This is a genomic window from Roseateles koreensis (genome assembly GCF_028595305.1).
Classification (GTDB): domain Bacteria; phylum Pseudomonadota; class Gammaproteobacteria; order Burkholderiales; family Burkholderiaceae_C; genus Paucibacter_A; species Paucibacter_A koreensis.
The window spans coordinates 101,322-118,330 of record NZ_JAQQXS010000008.1; the positions used below are offsets into that span (position 1 = coordinate 101,322).

The window sequence follows — 17,009 nt, forward strand, 5'->3', positions numbered from 1 at the left end:
GCGTTTTCGTGCCTCCGCGCTTTCGCGCCTTCGCAGGACAGTGATTGATGAATGATAGAGATGGGGTTCGTGCGTGGGCCTTGGTCCTGGCCTTGGCTTTTGCTTTGTGCGGGGCCGCGCCCAGTGTTGCTGCAGAAGGGCCTCGGGCGCTTCGGCTGGCTCCCGGGGCCAGCACGCCGGTTGTGGACGGGCGCTTGGACGAGCCGGCTTGGGCCGAGGCGCCGCTGTTCGATCAATTCGTGCAGTTTCAGCCCGAAGACAAAAAGCCTGCTGCTTGGCGCACCACCGTTCAAGTGTTGGTCACCGCGGATGCGCTGATTTTCGGCATTCGGGCCTACGACCCCGCGCCGGCCCTGATCCGGGCGCCGCTGGCACGCCGGGACCGCATCGGTCGTGACCAGGACTTTGTCTCCGTCGTGATCGACCCGGTCGGCCTGCGCAGGTCGGCACAGTTTGTGCGCATCAGCGCGGCCGGTGTGGTGAGCGACGGGGTCTTCACTGCGGACGACGACACCGAAGACTTTTCCCCCGATTTCGATGTGCAAGCTGCGGCCCAGCGTCTGCCCGATGGCTACAGCGTGGAGTTGCGCTGGCCCTTGGCCGCCTTGCGCTTTCCGCACGCCGGGGGTGCCCCGTGGCGCTTGATGATCGTGCGCAACATCCCTCGGGACGAAGCCAACACGCTGGTGTTGAGTGCCCCCTTGACCAAGGAGGCGCTCAACTTCATTGCTGAATTGCAGCCCTTGGGCGGCCTGGACGATTTGGTGGAGCAGGTGCGTGAGCGCAGCTTTCTGAGCGTGCGGCCTGAGTTGACGGCGCGCCGCCAACAGCAGACGGCGCCGGGCTTGCCCACCGCCCGCCAGCAAACCTTGAATCTCGGCGGTGAGTTGAAATGGCGCCCTCGTGCGGATTGGGTCATCGACGCCACGCTGAATCCGGACTTCTCACAAGTGGAGCTTGACGCCCCCCAGATGGCCGGCAACACGCGCTTTGCCCTGAGCGTGCCCGAGAAGCGTCCGTTTTTCCTGGAAAGCAGCGATATCGTCGGGCAAACGCAGGCGGATGAAGAGGGGTTGAATCACGGCTTGGTGGCGTTCTACTCGCGCGCCATCACCGACCCTGACTGGGGGCTGCGCGCCACTTGGCGCGGGGCCAGCGCTGAGGCCACGGCGCTGAGCCTGCGTGACGCTGGCGGGGGGCAGATCTTGCGCGCTCACGCCTACAACACTGACAGCCATGCGCAGGCGCTTGCTTCGCAGGCCAGCTTCGCACGTGGCCGCATGCAGCTTGGTGGCGCCAGCGTGGGCCTGCTGGGCGCCTTGCGCGACTACGGCCAGGGGCTGAATACCCGCCTGCTGGGCAGCGACTTTGCCTGGGCTGCGAGCGATGTTGATCTGTGGCGGGGCCATGCGCTTTTGTCGGCCGAAAATTTGGGCTTTGACGCGCAAGATCAGGCGCTGCGCGGGCCGACGGAGACGGGCCATCACCTGTGGCTGGCATGGCGCCGCCGCACCGAGGCGTGGAACACGCAGGTGCACCTTGAAGAGGTGTCGCCCCACTTTGTCAATGACAACGGCTTTGTCGACCAGGCGGGGTTTCAGCGCGTCACTTTGAACGTGCATCGGCGCCTGCCCTCGCAAACCTTGGCACCATTGGGCGAGTGGTCACGGTTTCCGACTTATGAGTTGGAGTGGCAGCTCAAACTGCTGCAAACACAGACGCTGGCCGACGCCAGTCAGGCGGTGCCGGCGGGCGAGGTGATCGAGCGGCGGGTGCAGCCTGGCTTTTGGCTGAGCAGTGTGCGCAACACCGGCGTGTGGGGGCATCTGGGCCTGGACCAACAACGGGCGCACAGCGGCGGCCCCTTGCATGCGCCGCGCACCGTGACGCTGGGGTTTGAGTCCAACCCCAATGACTGGCTGAGTTTTGTCAGTGCCGAAGGGGAGTGGGGGCGTCGCCTGGATGTGGATGCTGACCGCCTGGGCTTGGGCGCCAGTTTTTGGGTGCAGGCGCGGCTGCGCTTTCCCATACCATGGGGAATGGGGCTGGATGTAGAGCCCCAGTGGAGCGAAGGCTATGTGAATGGCCCCGACGGGCGTCGCAGCTTCACCGAGCGAACCCACCAGTTGCTGGTGGTATTGCACATGGGCCCACTCGACTCGCTGCGCGTCATCACGCAGGCCAAGGACTTTCAACGTCGCGGTGAAGCGGTGCCCGTCAGCTTGAGTGCCGACAAATTCGGCAATGACAATGTCTCAGTGGTGTATCAGCACCGGGATGGTTTGTCGCGCGTGTTCAGCCTGGGTTTGAGCGAGGCTCAAGCCACGCCCGGCCGCCAGCGCAATATTGAACTCTTTGCCAAGGCTGTCTGGGGCTGGTCACGTTGAAGAGGCGTTCGTAGTGTCATACGGCGAGCATTGCGTATTCAAAGAGGCGGGCCCAATAAGCAGTTTGAATGCAGCAATGCTAATTCTCAATTCAGACGCACCATGAATAAAGGCGCCCGAAGGCGCCTTTGATCGCAGTGTGCGAGAGGTCAGGGCTGCTTAGTAGCCGCCGCCACCCGAACGGCCACCGCCGTAGCCGCCGCCACCGCCGGAGCGGCCACCGCCGCCACCGCCGTAGCCGCCACCACCGCCGAAGCCGCCGCCACCGGAACGGCCGCCGCCACCGCCGCCAAAGCCGCCGCCGCCACCACCGTAGCCGCCGCCACCGGAACGGCCACCGCCGCCGAAGCCACCGCCACCGGAACGGCCACCGCCGCCGAAGCCGCCCGGACGCTCTTCACGAGGACGAGCCTCGTTCACCACGATGGCGCGGCCGTCGAGGTCTTGACCGTTCATGCCGTTGATGGCGGATTGCGCTTCGGCATCAGAACCCATTTCCACAAAGCCGAAGCCCTTGGAACGACCTGTGTCACGGTCCATCATGACCTTTGCGGAGGTCACCGAACCAAATTGCGAGAACGCTTCATGCAGCGATTCGTCACGCACGCTATAGGCAAGATTGCCGACATACAGCTTGTTTCCCATGGGGAAGCCCTTTCAATACCAAGAAAAACCATGTGGAGCTTCAGCCCATCGTGAACCATTCAAGCGAAGGTGCGGCTTCCAAACACAGGTAAAACATTATGGGCGAAGGGTCCAGTTGAAAGTCATACCCAGGGGGTAAGTGTTGTTTTTCAGCCGATAGCAAAAACCCGGAGGGATTTGTCTATGTAAATGGTGAATTAGGTCACATTGGGCTTGCATTCACGCTCAACTTCGGTCGAGTGGCCGTGCAAAAGGTGCTGGCTATGATCCGCATATGTCAAGAAAACTCAGTCTGCAGGATTTGAATCGGGTGCTGGCCAGCTTGGACGCGCCGCGCAATGGCCAGGCGCTTTACGCACTGATGAGCGGTTTTTGTCTGGCGGGCCTGATGCTGGCCTCGGCAGAGTCGGCCCTGGCCAAGGCTGACAATCTATGGGGTGTCATCTGGGGGGTGATGGCGTTGTTGACGGCGCTTTTGTGTGTCAACACCACGGGCTTGCTGTTGATGGACCAGGCGCGCGGCCAACCGGTGCGCGACGTGGCCGATGCTTTTTCTGCCGCCTGGCGAACCACGCCGCGCATGCTGCTCGTGATTGTGTCGATGCTGTTGCTGGCCAGCGTGGGCGTGGGGCTGTTGCTGCTGTGCTTGAGAGCTGTTCGGCTGCCCTGGGTAGGCGCGCCGTTTTTTGCGCTGCTGGTTCCACTGGGCGTGGTGTTGCTGGGCGCCGTTGCATTCAGCGGCGTGGTCTTGGTGGGCCCCTTGACGGGCCCTTCCGTCTGGACGGGCCACGGCGTGGCGGACACCGTGCGCATGCAGCTGCGTCAATTGCGGCACGGGCCGCTGGAAGCCGCCGCCCTGATGGCTGCAGCCCTGTTGATTTCGGGCCTGGTCAGCGCCGTCGTCAGCCTGATCGTGGTCAGCGGAGGCCGGGCTTGGGCGTTCGTGGTGGTGTGGTGGACGGGGATTGACGTCCCCGCGCAGCAGCTGATGGCGGGCTTGTTCGGTTACGGTTTGCGCAGCCTGGGGGCCGCCGGGGCGCCGGTGTCTGTCACGCCCTTGGGCATGTCGGCCTTGGTGGGCGGTGGCGTGGTGTTTGCGGTTGCGCTGGTGCTGCCAACCCTCGTTTATCTGCGGGCTTGCTGCGCCGTTTATCTGGTGCTTCAGGACGCCGCGCAGGCCGAAATGCGGGCGGCGGGTGCGGCTGAAAGCCGCTGGGTCTGACCGTCAGCATTCGCCCGGGTTCGCCGCTGATGCCGCCTATGTCACCCACGCCCCGCATTGCCAGCCTGGTGCCCAGCATCACCGAGTTGCTGGTCGCCCTGGGCCTGAGGCCGTACCTGGTGGCCCGCACCGGCTTTTGCATTCATCCGGCTGGGTCCTTGCGGGATGTGCCCAAGGTGGGCGGCACCAAAGATGTGAATCTTGCGAAATTGAAGCAGCTGCGCCCGAGCCATGTGATCGTCAATATCGACGAGAACCGGCTCGAAACAGCCGATGCCCTGCGCGAGTTTGTGCCGCATCTCATCACCACCCACCCCCAGGCACCCGAAGACAACCTGGCCTTGCTCGCACAGCTGTTGGCGGCTTTTGGCGAGCTGCCCGGCGTGCGGCGGCGGAGCGAAGCCCTCGCCGCTGGGCTCAGGCAGGCGCTGGCCCGCTGCCGCGAGCAAAGCTGGCCGGCCCAGCGGGTGCTGTATTTGATTTGGCGCGAGCCCTGGATGACCGTGGCGCGCGACACCTACATCGCCCGCATGCTGGCCGAAGTGGGTTGGCAGACCTGGCCGGATGTTCAGGGCGGCGCCGCTGGTGCTGGCCGTTATCCTCCACTGACCGGTGAAGAACCCTGGCTCCAGCAGGTGGACCGTGTGCTGCTCAGCTCCGAGCCCTACCGTTTCGGGCCCGAGCACTTGGCACTGGCCCAAACGCTGTGCCACCAGGCGCGGGTTGAACTGGTTGATGGCGAGTTGCTGAGCTGGTACGGCCCGCGCGCTGCCGCCGGCCTGGACTATTTGCGTGCCCTGGCGACGGCCTGAGCGCAGAAATCGCTCGCAAATGCGGGTTTTGCGCTGACACGGATGCAGGGTGCGCGGCACACAATAGCGCATGGATATTTACAAACCTTTGGTCGCCTTGATGACCATCGTCAACCCCGTCGGCGTGGTGCCCTTCTTCATCCACTTCACCAGTCACCTGACCCGGGAGCAGCGCAAGCACACGATTGTTGTCAGCTCATGCACGGCGTTTGTGGTGATCGCGCTGAGCTCTTTATTGGGCTTGAAGCTGCTGGAGTTTTTCAATATCTCGCTGGCCTCGTTTCAGGTGGGGGGTGGCACGCTGCTGCTGATCAGCTCGATCCAGATGCTCAATGCCAAACCGGCGGAGTCCCGAACCGAGGTGGTTAACGCGGCCGAGAACAAGGCCGACGCTGGCGCCAGCATCGCGGTCGTACCCTTGACCATCCCGCTGCTGACAGGGCCCGCCACCATCTCCACCATGGTGATCTACGCCGACAAAACCCGCCACTGGTGGGAGTTGGCTGTGCTGGTCGGCTATGGCGTGGTGGTGGCCATCGTCACCTTCTTTGTGTTCTCTGCGGCTGGGCGCATTGCCAAGGTGTTGGGACAGACCGGCATCAATATCATGACGCGCTTGATGGGCTTGATTCTGGCGGCGCTGGCCGTCGAGCTGCTGGCGGACGGCTTGATGAAATTGTTCCCGGTGCTGGCGTCGAACCTGGGCAACTGAGATTGCGCGCCGCTTGGGCGGGGTGACGGCCGGTTTCAAGGGCGCCCGGGCCCTTGTAAGCTTGGTGCGTCAGCATAGGCTTATGAGCTATGACTACATCATCGTGGGTGCCGGCACGGCCGGCTGTCTGCTGGCCAATCGCCTCAGCGCCGATTCGGCCAAGCGCGTGCTGTTGCTGGAGGCGGGCGGCAAGGACGACTACCACTGGATTCACATCCCGGTGGGTTACCTCTACTGCATCGGCAACCCGCGCACCGATTGGCTGTACCAGACCGAGCCCGATGCGGGGCTGAACGGCCGCAGCCTACGGTATCCGCGGGGCAAAGTGCTGGGCGGCTGCTCCAGCATCAACGGCATGATCTATATGCGCGGGCAGTCGCGTGACTATGACGACTGGGCGCAGGCCACCGGGGACAGCGCCTGGCGCTGGGACCAGATCCTGCCCTATTTCAAGCAGCACGAAAGTCATTGGCGCCTGGACAAGCCGCAAGAATCCGGGGCGGGCGAGGGTTTCAAGGCGCTGCATGGTCACGGCGGTGAATGGCGGGTGGAGCGCCAGCGACTGCGCTGGGAGGTGCTGGACGCTTTTGCCAGGGCCGCCGTTCAGGCGGGCATTCCGGCTTGCGACGATTTCAACCGTGGTACCAACGAGGGTGTGGGTTATTTTGAAGTCAACCAGCGCTCAGGCTGGCGTTGGAATACGGCCAAGGCCTTTTTGCGCCCGATCTGCTACGGCCGCCCGAACTTCGAGTTATGGACTGGCGCGCAGGTACAGCGCCTGACCCTGACATCGGCAGAGGGCGGCGGCTTGCGCTGCGAGGGCGCGGAGGTCTTGACCCCCCGCGGCGTGCAACGCGTTACCTTGAATCCCGGCGGCGAGCTGTTGCTGGCGGCGGGCGCCATCGGCTCACCGCAGATCCTGCAATTGTCGGGCCTGGGGCCCGCTGAGTTGTTGCGCCAGCACGGCATTGAAGTTCAGCAAGACCTGCCCGGAGTTGGCGTCAATTTGCAAGACCATCTGCAGATTCGCGCGGTGTTCAAGGTTGCGGGTACCAAAACGCTCAACACCGTGGCGGGCAGCCTTTGGGGCAAGGCCATGATTGGGCTTGAATACGTGCTCAAGCGCAGTGGCCCCATGAGCATGGCGCCTTCGCAGCTGGGGGCGTTTGCCCGCAGCTCGGCCGACAAGGTTTGGCCTGATCTGGAGTTTCATGTGCAGCCGCTGTCGCTGGAGGCCTTTGGCGAGCCCCTGCACGCCTTCGATGCAATCACGGCCAGCGTGTGCAATCTCAACCCCAGCAGCCGGGGCAGCGTGACGATCCGCTCCAACGATCCGCTGGTCGCGCCCGCCATCGCCCCCAACTACCTCAGCACCGACGAGGATCGCCGCATCGCCGCCGAGAGTTTGCGCCTGACACGCCGCATCGTGGCCCAGCCCGACTTGGCGGCCTATCGCCCGGAAGAATACAAACCCGGCCTGCAATTCCAGAGCGACGCGGAACTCGCGCGCCTGGCCGGCGACATCGCCACCACCATCTTTCACCCTGCGGGGACGTGCAAGATGGGCCGCGCCGACGACCCCACCGCCGTGGTGGACAGCCACCTGCGGGTACGTGGTGTGAGCGCCTTGCGGGTGGTGGATGCCAGCGTGATGCCCACCATCACCAGCGGCAACACCAACTCGCCCACGTTGATGATTGCCGAGCGGGCGGCGGCCTGGATTTTGGCGGGTGAATAAGTGCTGAGTTTCGAGCCGCGAGGGGCGTATTTCAAGCCCTCGCGGCGACTCCAAACGCGTCAACCCGCGTAGCGCTGCTCCAGGAAGGCCAGCAGGGCGCGAATGGTTTGCGCTTCACCGCCGATGGGGCGGCCCGGCCGCGCGGTGTCATTCCAGGCAAACAGATCGATGTGCAGCCAGTCTTGGTGCTCGCTGACGAAGTACTCCAGGAACAAGGCGGCATTGATGGCGCCGGCCAGGGCGCTCTTGCCCGTGTTGACGATGTCGCCAATGCTGCTTTCGATGCCGGCCTTGTACGGTGCCCACAGCGGCATGTGCCACAGCGGGTCGTCCAGCTTCATGCCCAGGTCCATCAGCTCGCGGGCAGTGTCGAAATGCTTGCTGAACAGGGCCGGCAACTGCGCGCCCAGCGCCACGCGCGCAGCGCCAGTGAGGGTGGCCAAGTCAATGATCAGATCGGGCTGGCTCTCCGAGGCGTAGGCCAGGGCATCGCTCAGCACCACGCGCCCTTCGGCGTCGGTGTTGCCGATTTCGATATGCAGTCCCTTGCGGGTCTTGATCACATCGCCCGGCCGGTAGGCATTGCCGGCAATGGCGTTCTCTACTGCCGGGATCAGCACTTGCAAGCGCACGGGCAGCTTGCACGCCATCACCAGGGCGGCCAGGCCCAGGGCGTTGGCGGCGCCGCCCATGTCCTTCTTCATCTGGCGCATGCCGTCGGCGCCCTTGATGTCCAGGCCGCCGGTGTCGAAACAAACACCCTTGCCCACGATGCTGAGCAGCGGTGCTTTGGCGGATTTTTTGACGCCGGACCAGTTCAATTCAATCAAACGTGGTGCCCGGGTGGCGGCACGGCCCACGGCGTGAATGGCGGGAAAATTCTGCTTTAGCAGCGCATCACCTACGATCTGCTTGAATTTGGCGCCATGTTGCTTGGCAATGAGCTCGGCGGCCTGCGCCAATTCTTCAGGCCCCATGTGTTCGGCAGGGGTGTTGACCAAGTCGCGGGTGGCCATCATGGCGGCGGCCAGCGCCAAGCCGCGCTGCGCCTCAGGGCTGGGCGGCAGCACCAGCGTGGCGGGTGCGCGCTTGCGCGGTTTGTAGAGATCGAATTGGTACGCGCCCAACTCCCACGACAGCGCGGCTTGCTCGGGCGAGACGGTCACCCCTGTTTCGCTGAGTTGGTAGACCCCTTCGGGCAAAGCCTGAGGCAGTGCCGCGAGTGCGAAGGGGTGGTTGCCATGCGCCACGCCGGCAAGCACTTCGCTCAAAGTGCCGTTAGCGTCGGGCAGCAGGGCAAAGGTATCGGCGGCGCCGGTGAAGCCCACGGTGGCCAGCCAGTTGCGGGTGCGCGCCGGCAATTTGGGCGCCATGGCCTGGAATGCTGCACGGTCGACCACGGTGATGGCAACGGCGCCTGCAGGAATGCTTTTCTTGAGTTGAACAGTCATATTGCGGCCTCGGGCTTGTGTGCCCCGCTTCAGAAAAAAGAGAGATTGTCTCCCCAGGGGCTCGATTTCGGGCGGCGGATTGCGCCCGGCCTTTGAAATCTCAGCAGCTACTTTGCAGGCGCACCAGCAGGGCCTGGGCGGCCGGGCTGGCCTGGGTCACCGCCCGGGTGGTCTGGGCGGTTGACTCCAGCAAGCGCTGGGCGGTGCTGAGTTGCGGCGTCACCGGGCCGATGAAGCGCAACTGCTCGCCCACGCCGATCAACAGGGTGGGAAAGGTTTCGACATCCAGATCCCCCACCAACTCTTCGTCGTCTTCGATGTCCACCCAAATGAAGCGGTAGCCCGGAAATTGCTGCCGCAACTCGGCAAAGGTGTCGTGATAGCTGTCGCAGGTGCGGCACCAGGCGGCGCACAGGCAGGCCACCAGGGTGGTGCCGGCGTGGCGGGCGTGGGCGTCAGTCGGGGGGACGGTGGCATTCATGGCACGCTAGCTTAGCGCGCCCTCTTTGCGATGGTGAAATACCTTGTTACAAAGCCGCAAAAAATTGTCGCGTTGATGTCAACCTGACTTCGAAAGTCAGCGTTGATATCCGCAGACGGTGAAAAAGGCCCATGTGGATGGGCTCCAACAACCGTCAGGAGCAAAGGCACAAGGCCATGAAAACGCAACAGCATCCCGAACAGCAACAACGTCGCATTCCCAGCCCCGAGTGGCAATTGGGCGCCATCGACAAGGGCCGCAAGCACGAGGCTTTTGAAGCTGGTTTCGCCGGCAGCGATCGCCGCAGCTTGGCGCGTGCCATCCGCTTCGACCGCAAGCGTTGACAGGCCAGCCGCTGGTTCTTCAGTTGAAGATCAAGCCAGCGGCGCCAACAGCAAGTCCAAATCCTGGGCCGTGAATTTGACGGCGTCCGCCGCGTCGCTGCCCAGCACTCCTTCCGCCAACAGCAGTTTGCGCGCCTGCAAATCCAGCATGCGCTCCTCAATGCTGCCGGCCACCACCAGCTTGTAGACAAACACTGGCTTGTCCTGCCCGATGCGGTGCGCGCGCGCGCTGGCCTGGGCTTCCACCGCCGGGTTCCACCACGGGTCGACATGAATCACGGTGTCGGCCGCCGTCAGGTTCAGCCCCACGCCGCCGGCCTTCAGGCTGACCAGCATCAGCGCCACTTCTTGGGCCTGAAAACGCCGCACGATCTCGCCCCGCGCCGCCACCGGCGTGGCGCCAGTGAGACTTAAATAGGGCAGATCCAGGCGCGTCAATTCGGTTTCAATCAAGCCCAGCATCTCGGCAAACTGCGAGAACACCAGCACCCGCCGGCCCTCGGCCAGCAGCTCGGGCAGCATCTCACCCAGCAGCTCCAGCTTGGCCCGCTCCATGCCCGGCGCGATCTCGCAGCCCTTGACCAGCATGGGGTCGCAGCAAACCTGGCGCAGCTTGAGCAAGGCATCCAGCACCGAGATCAGCGCGCCGCCAAAGCCGCTTTTTTCCAGCACCTTGCGCACCTGCTTGTCGGCGGCCACCCGCACGCTTTCGTAAAGATCGCGCTGGGCGCCGTACAGCTGCACCCGCCGGGTCACCGTGCTCAGCGCAGGTAACTCCTTAGCCACCTCCTCCTTGCGCCGCCGCAAGATGAAGGGCCGCACACGCTGCGCCAGCAGCTGGGCGCGCAAGCTCTCACCGCCCACCTCGATGGGCTTGCGCCACAGCCGCTGAAAGCTGCGCGAGTCGCCCAGAAAACCCGGCATCAAAAAGTCAAACTGCGCCCACAACTCGCCCAAATGGTTTTCCAGCGGTGTGCCGGTGAGGCACAGGCGATGCCGTGCATTTAACTTGCGAACCGAGCGGGCCGCGCGGCTGCTGGCGTTCTTGACGGTTTGCGCCTCGTCCAGAATCAGCACATGCCAGGGCTGGGCGGCCAAGGGCGTGATGTCGCGCCACAAGAGCGGGTAGGTGCTCAGCACCAGGTCGTAATCGCCTAGCTGCTTGAAGTAGCGGGCTCGGTCTGGGCCTTGCAGCAGCAGCACACGCAGCCCAGGCGCGATGCGCCGGGCCTCGGCCTGCCAGTTGAACAGCAAGGAGGTTGGCAGCACGGCCAGGGCCGGGCGGTCCAGACGCCCGGCCTGTTTCTCGACCAGCAAATGAGCCAGGGCCTGGGCCGTTTTGCCCAAACCCATATCGTCGGCCAAGATGCCGGCCAGGCCTTGTTCGCGCAGATATTGCAGCCAGGCTAGGCCACTCAGCTGGTAGGGCCGCAGCGTCAGGCCCAGGCCTGCAGGTGCCGCCACTGGTTGGGGTGAGCCGGCTGCCTGCAGCTTGTGGGCCACGGCGCGCAGGCCGGCATCGCCCTGGATCTGCCAGCGCCCCCGGCCGTCCATATCGATCAGCGCAAGGCGCGTGGCATCCCAGTCGCTGAGTTGGATGGGACCTTCGGCGCGCTTGGGGTCGGTGAGCAGGTCCACCATGGCGCCGACGATGGCTTTTAGCGTCAGCGCTGGCGCCTCGATGCGGCGGCCACCTGGCGCGTGCAGCACGACCAGCGCGTCGTCCTCGATCTCGGCCAACTCCTCGCGTTGCAGCCAGCGCGCGTTACGCTTGATCAGGTCGGCAATCATGGGCGCCAGATCCAGCGACTCGCCCTCCACCTCGACGCCCAGACTCAACAGCCAGGAGCCCTCGCGGGCCGATAGGCTCAGGCGCTCGATCTTCACCGTCCAGGCTTGCGCCTGCACCGGTCGGTGCGCAAAGCCAGGTAGCGTGAGTACCCACCAACCTCGGGCTTCCAGCCTGGGCACTTGCTCCAACCAGAAGGCGGCGAAAAATTCTTCCTGCGCCAGGGTCCAGAAGGCGCCTGCAATGGCCGCCGCCGGGTCACGCCACTGCAGGCGTTTGGCGTCCAGCGGGATCAGGTCTAACGCCCACAATTGATCACGTGCTTCGGCTTCGGCAATCAAGTCGCGTTGTAACAGCTGACTGCCAATCTGTACGGTGGCGGCCGGCCGCTGGCCCAGCAGGGTGCGTGGTGCGGGCGTGTCCCAGCGCAGGCCCTGGCCGTTGTCATACGTCCAATCCACCGTGGCCACGGTCACCGCATCACCACGCGGCCCCAGCCGGCCGCTGGGGGCCAGGCCTAACAGGCCGTCCCCACGGCTCAAGGTCCGCAGGGTCAGGCGCGGGCGAAAGCGGGCCGGCGGGCGGTCTGGCAGGCTTGCGGGCAAAGGCGTTGGATCTGACGTTGCGGTGGTGGGTGCGCCGTCGTTCATCAGCAAATCCATCAGCTTGGCGGCGTCCGCCTCCGGCAGGCGCGGCAGGGCCTTTAGCTCGTCCCGGCCGGCGCGGCGGCGCAGGGCCTCCACCCAGTCTTGCAGCAAGGCATTGCGTTGCGGCAGGTCGGCTTGCGCTCGCAGCTTGAGCAGGAGGGCGGCCGCATGCTCGCAAAAACGTTGGGCCTTGCAGGTGCACAGGGCGTTGTAGTGGGGCCGGCCCTGTGCGTCGAGCAGGCCTTGTACGCTCAGCTCAAATACCGTTTCGCCGCCGGCGGAAAAACGCGCCGTGGCGCCGCCGGGCTCCTGCTGCAGATCAAAGATCTGCGCTTGCAAGCTGCGGCCGCGCTGCAGGCGTTGGCGTTCAAACAAGCGAGCCAGGGCCGGCTCGGTGGGCGGCCACAGGCGGTCAGGGTCGAAGGACGGGGAGTCAGGCATGCGGGGCATTGTCTCTGCGCCACCAATTGCTGGCAGACTGCGCGCCATGAAATGGACAAAACGAATTCTGCTGAGCCTCTTGTCTTTGCTGGCGCTGCTGATCTTGGCCGTGGCGTTGGTCTTGCAAGGCCAAGCCCTGGTGCCGACCGCCGCTGCGGTCAAGGACAGCGATGTGCGGCGGGCTAAGGAATTCTTGAAGCTCAACGACCCGCGCGGCGTGGAGGGCGGCCCGCAGCGCCTGGTGACGATCAGCGAGGCCGATTTGAATCTGCTGCTGGGCCAGGCGGCGCTGTACTCAAAAAGTGGCGGGGCCCAGGTTCGCCTGCATGCCGGCCAGGCGCATTTGCAAGTCAGCTTGACGCTACCTCTGCCGCAGTTCTTGCCGTTGACACAGCGGAGCGCCTGGTTGAATATCGACGCCCAACTGCACGAGACTCCGCGCCTGCCCGAGTTCGACCAAGTGCGCATCGGCCGCTTGCCCGTGCCGGCCTGGGCCGCCAACGCCCTGCTGCGCTATATGTTGCATCACGTTCCACCCCAGCAAGACGTGCAACTGGCGAAAGACTTGATTCGCCAAATCGGCTTTGGTGAGCAATACGCCCAGCTGCACTACCAATGGCAGGCCGACAGCATGGAGCGGGTGATGGCCCGGGTCTGGCCCGCGCCGGAGCAGCAGCGGGCCAAGGCCTATCACCAACAACTGGTCAAGCTGACGGCCGCCTACCCGGCCAATTCAGCGGTATCGCTGGCCCGCTTGTTGCCGCCCCTGTTTGATTTGGCCCGCCAGCGCAGCCAGGGTGATGTGGCCCTGATGGCTGCTGAAAACCGCGCCGCCATTTTGACCCTGGCCCTGCATGCCGTTGGCAAAAACTGGGCCTTGTTGTTGCCCGTGGCGCGCACTTGGCCACCTGCCACACCCCTGGTGGTGACGTTGGCGGGGCGGGATGATTTTCCTCAGCACTTCTTGATCTCGGCGGCCCTGGCTATCGAGGGCGGCGGGCCGTTGAGCGATGCCATCGGGGTCTACAAAGAAGTGGCCGATTCGCGCGGCGGCAGCGGCTTCAGCTTCAACGACATCGCTGCTGATCGTGCCGGCACCCGCCTCGGCCTGTTGGCCGCAAACAACCCCGCCAAGCTGCAACAGGCCATGGGCGCCGGCCTGCAAGAGCGCGACTTCATGCCCGAAGTGGCCGACCTGCCCGAGTTCCTCAGCGAGGCTGAGTTCGCGCGCCGCTACGGCAGCGTGGACTCCGCCGCCTACAAAGCGCAGATGAGCGATATCGAAGCCCGGCTGGACCAACTCAAGCTGTGGCAACCCTAAGGTCCCGCCCGCTCTGCCCCGGCTGCGCCCTGCCCCTGCCCGCCTGCTTGTGCGCCTGGGTGAGGCCCGTGGCCAACGAGGTGGAGTTGATCGTGCTGCAACACCCGCAAGAGCAGCACCAGGCCAAGGGCACGGTGCGCCTGCTGCAGCGCTGCCTGAGCCGCTGCCAGGTGCTGGTGGGCGAACAATTTGACGCGGCCACGCTGGCCCTCCTGCTTGGCCAAGGCGTGGCCCTGCTCTACCCCATGGATGACACAGCCCGGGGCGGCGCCAGCACCGGGCCCGTGCAGCGCCTGCTGTTGCTGGACGCCACCTGGCGCAAAAGCCGCAAGATGCTGCACCTCAACCCCCTGCTGCAGACCCTGCCGCGCCTGGCTTTGACCGAGCTGCCACCTTCCGGCTACGCCATACGCCGCGCCCAGCGGCCCGAGCAACGCTCCAGCCTGGAAGCTGCGGCGCTGGCCTTGCAACAGTTGGAGCAACTGGGTTCGTCAGAGGGTCATGTCTTGCCTGTGCTGGCCAAGTACCAGCCTTTGTGGGAGGCGTTTGAGGGGTTTGTGGGGCAGAGGCAAGACTGGGTGGTGGACCGGCAAGGCGCTCCGCTCAAACGGGTTGAGCCGTGAACTTGACGCCCAGCGCGCGAGCCACCTTCATGACGGTTTCGAAGCGGGGCTTTGCGCCGGGCGCCAGCGCTTTGTAAAGGCGCTCACGACCCAGGCCTGCGTCTTTGGCCACCTGCGCCATGCCCTTTGCGCGCGCGACATCGCTGAGGGCAAGAAGCAGCAAGTCTGGATCATTCGCTTCAAGTACCACGGTCATGTACTCGGCAATGGCTTCATCGTCGTCAAGGTATCGCGCAGCATCAAAAGCCACGAGCTTGAGCGGTGTCTTGGTCTTGCTCATCAATTGTCTCCAAGTTCGGAAACATCGCGGCTTCTGCCCAGCCCGGCTGAAGACGATGTTTGAGGCCGTGGTGAACGCGTAGCGGACGACCTCAAAGGCTCGAAAATCGCCAATGCCGTCGCTTCAATTTCCCGAGCCAATTCACCCCCGCTGCCCCAACGCCCTCGCAATCCTGTGCCTCGCCACCGTCGTCTTGGGCACCTTCATCGTGAACCAGCTGCGCACGTCTTCATCCAGGCCGATGCCGTGCATATAGTTGTAGATGGCTTTCTTGAGGCCCAGGCCCAGGCGATCGTGGTCAACGCCGGTGGGGTCGATGAAGCCGACATCGTTTTGCGCGAAGCCGCCGGGGGGGAGGTCGATCAAGCTAACGCCGTACTCTTGCGGGTTCTTACCCACGGGTGAATGCACGGTGCAGGCGAAGCGGTGGAAGAAGCCGCTTTGGATGCAGCCTTGCTCGAACAGCTGGCGCACATATTCCAGAGCATCGACGGTGTCTTGCACCGTTTGCGTCGGGAAGCCGTACATCAGATAGGCGTGGACCAGCACGCCTGCGTCGGTGAAGCTGCGGGTGACGCGCGCCACTTGCTCGACGGACACGCCTTTTTTCATCAGCGTGAGCAACCGGTCGGACGCCACTTCCAGGCCACCGGAGATGGCGATGCAGCCGCTGTCGGCCAGTTGCTGGCACAGCTCGGGGCTGAAGGATTTTTCGAAGCGGATATTGCCCCACCAGGAGATGTCCAGCTGGCGCGCCTTCAGCTCGGCGGCCAGGGTTTTGAGGGCTTTGGGCGGGGCGGCTTCGTCAACAAAATGGAAGCCGGTTTGGCCGGTCTCTTGCACGATGGCTTCAATGCGGTCCACCAGGGTGGCGGCCGAGGCGCCCTCGTAGCGGGAGATGTAGTCCAGGTTCACATCGCAGAAGCTGCATTTCTTCCAGTAACAGCCATGTGCCACGGTGAGCTTGTTCCAGCGCCCGTCGCTCCACAGCCGGTTCATGGGGTTGAGCATGTCCAGCAGGGACAGGTAACGGTCCAGCGGCAGGCCGTCCCAGGTGGGCGTGCCGACTTCGGCAAAGGCAACATCGGGCTCAACGAAGTTGACATAACGAACAATTTGATCGGTGTCGTCGCGCAGGAATGTGCGCACCAGTCGAGCTGCTGACCGTTTGCCTTGCAGGTGCTCCAGCAACGCGAGCAAGGGGCGTTCACCGGCGTCGAGGGTCAGGAAGTCAAAGTAGTCGAAGACGCGCGGCTCTGTGAGTTCGCGCAGCTCGGTGTTGACGAAGCCACCGCCCAGCGCAAGTTTGATGTCGGGGTAACGCGCCTTGAGCGTCTGGGCGATGCGGAAGGCGGCGTAGACGGCGCCCGGAAACGGCACGGAGATCAGCACCAGCTGCGGCTGATGTTTCTCAATGACCGCAAGGGTCAGGTCTTGCAGTGTCCTATCGACCAGGTTCAACGGTGCTGCCAGGGCTTGTGCCAGGGGTTCGAAGCTGGGTTGGCTGGTGGCGAGTGATTCGGCGTAGCGAACAAATTCAAAGCGCGGGTCCACGGCGTCTCGCAGCACGTCGGCCAGATCGTTCAGGTACAGGGTGGCCAGATGGCGTGCGCGGTCCTGCAGGCCCAGGGCGCCGAAGGCCCAGGCCAGGGGATCGCCGCCTTCGTCATCAACGTAGACATCCAGTGTTGCAAAGCGCGCACCTTCCGGCAGGAACTGGCGGGTGTTGATGCGGTGCGCCAGGGTTGGATCGCGCCCTTGCAGAAAGGCGATGGTGGGTGTGATGGTGGAGAGATAGCGGTCGAACTGATCGAGAAACGCTGTGATCTGGGGTGCGATTTGGGGGCTGGCGGCCACCTTGAGTTGGGCCTGTTCACGCAAGGCCTGGAGGCCCTTGCGCGAGAAGAGCGCCAACATCAGGGCCAGAGCCAAATCCTCTTGCACCGCATCGACGCTACGCGACCGCAGAAAACCCGTGAGGTAGGCGGTGGAGGGGTACGGCGTGTTCAGCTGCGTCATCGGCGGAATGATCGACAGCACGCGCAGGGCACCCGCGCCGGACAAGGGCGGCGTGGGCGCGAGAAAAGACAGGGGCGATGACATGGCGGCGCTGAGA

Annotated in this window: 14 protein-coding genes; 8 read left to right on the forward strand and 6 right to left on the reverse strand. The window is 64.3% G+C overall.

Annotation, left to right across the window (positions count from 1 at the left end; translation table 11 throughout):
* The first annotated feature begins 47 nt into the window (after window positions 1–47).
* Complete coding sequence (locus PRZ01_RS10480) at window positions 48–2,387, forward strand: carbohydrate binding family 9 domain-containing protein (protein ID WP_273596731.1); 2,340 nt, start codon at window positions 48–50, stop codon at window positions 2,385–2,387.
* A gap of 159 nt (window positions 2,388–2,546) precedes the next feature.
* Here the strand turns inward: PRZ01_RS10480 and PRZ01_RS10485 are convergent, their stop codons facing one another.
* The gene (locus tag PRZ01_RS10485; protein WP_273596732.1) at window positions 2,547–3,032 is read right to left on the reverse strand and encodes an RNA recognition motif domain-containing protein; all 486 of its coding nucleotides are present in this window, start codon (window positions 3,030–3,032) and stop codon (window positions 2,547–2,549) included.
* Between the two features lie 274 nt (window positions 3,033–3,306).
* Here PRZ01_RS10485 and PRZ01_RS10490 point away from each other — a divergent pair, with 274 nt between their 5' ends.
* From PRZ01_RS10490 to PRZ01_RS10505, 4 genes are all read left to right on the forward strand, one after another.
* Window positions 3,307–4,254 (forward strand): hypothetical protein, encoded by a 948-nt coding sequence (locus PRZ01_RS10490; RefSeq protein WP_273596733.1) that lies wholly within the window; start codon window positions 3,307–3,309, stop codon window positions 4,252–4,254.
* Between the two features lie 38 nt (window positions 4,255–4,292).
* Complete coding sequence (locus PRZ01_RS10495; protein ID WP_273596734.1) at window positions 4,293–5,066, forward strand: helical backbone metal receptor; 774 nt, start codon at window positions 4,293–4,295, stop codon at window positions 5,064–5,066.
* A gap of 70 nt (window positions 5,067–5,136) precedes the next feature.
* Window positions 5,137–5,778, forward strand: coding sequence for a MarC family protein (locus tag PRZ01_RS10500; protein WP_273596735.1), 642 nt, complete (start codon window positions 5,137–5,139; stop codon window positions 5,776–5,778).
* 82 nt (window positions 5,779–5,860) lie between these two features.
* On the forward strand, window positions 5,861–7,516 hold the full coding sequence (locus tag PRZ01_RS10505; protein ID WP_273596736.1) for a GMC family oxidoreductase: 1,656 nt from the start codon (window positions 5,861–5,863) through the stop codon (window positions 7,514–7,516).
* 59 nt (window positions 7,517–7,575) lie between these two features.
* On the opposite strand, the gene PRZ01_RS10510 is transcribed toward PRZ01_RS10505, so the two are convergent.
* Window positions 7,576–8,967 carry a leucyl aminopeptidase family protein gene (locus PRZ01_RS10510; RefSeq protein WP_273596737.1) on the reverse strand — a complete coding sequence of 464 codons (1,392 nt, stop codon included), beginning with the start codon at window positions 8,965–8,967 and terminating at the stop codon, window positions 7,576–7,578.
* A 100-nt stretch (window positions 8,968–9,067) separates the two neighbouring features.
* Complete coding sequence (locus PRZ01_RS10515; RefSeq protein ID WP_273596738.1) at window positions 9,068–9,448, reverse strand: thioredoxin family protein; 381 nt, start codon at window positions 9,446–9,448, stop codon at window positions 9,068–9,070.
* Window positions 9,449–9,624: 176 nt separating this feature from the next.
* Here PRZ01_RS10515 and PRZ01_RS10520 point away from each other — a divergent pair, with 176 nt between their 5' ends.
* On the forward strand, window positions 9,625–9,792 hold the full coding sequence (locus PRZ01_RS10520; RefSeq protein WP_273596739.1) for a hypothetical protein: 168 nt from the start codon (window positions 9,625–9,627) through the stop codon (window positions 9,790–9,792).
* Between the two features lie 30 nt (window positions 9,793–9,822).
* Here the strand turns inward: PRZ01_RS10520 and PRZ01_RS10525 are convergent, their stop codons facing one another.
* A complete protein-coding gene (locus PRZ01_RS10525; RefSeq protein ID WP_273596740.1) occupies window positions 9,823–12,669 on the reverse strand; it encodes a DEAD/DEAH box helicase in 2,847 nt (948 codons plus the stop codon).
* 46 nt (window positions 12,670–12,715) lie between these two features.
* Here PRZ01_RS10525 and PRZ01_RS10530 point away from each other — a divergent pair, with 46 nt between their 5' ends.
* Window positions 12,716–13,990: a hypothetical protein gene (locus PRZ01_RS10530; RefSeq protein ID WP_273596741.1), complete on the forward strand. Its 1,275-nt coding sequence runs from the start codon at window positions 12,716–12,718 to the stop codon at window positions 13,988–13,990.
* Window positions 13,978–14,613, forward strand: a complete 636-nt coding sequence (locus tag PRZ01_RS10535; RefSeq protein WP_273596742.1) for a tRNA-uridine aminocarboxypropyltransferase — start codon at window positions 13,978–13,980, stop codon at window positions 14,611–14,613. Before PRZ01_RS10530 ends, PRZ01_RS10535 begins: the two co-directional genes overlap by 13 nt.
* Here PRZ01_RS10535 and PRZ01_RS10540 read toward each other — a convergent pair.
* Window positions 14,594–14,893 (reverse strand): addiction module antidote protein, encoded by a 300-nt coding sequence (locus PRZ01_RS10540; protein ID WP_273596743.1) that lies wholly within the window; start codon window positions 14,891–14,893, stop codon window positions 14,594–14,596. The genes PRZ01_RS10535 and PRZ01_RS10540 overlap by 20 nt on opposite strands.
* Before the next feature lie 141 nt (window positions 14,894–15,034).
* Window positions 15,035–16,912, reverse strand: coding sequence for a B12-binding domain-containing radical SAM protein (locus PRZ01_RS10545; RefSeq protein ID WP_273596853.1), 1,878 nt, complete (start codon window positions 16,910–16,912; stop codon window positions 15,035–15,037).
* Window positions 16,913–17,009: the final 97 nt, after the last annotated feature.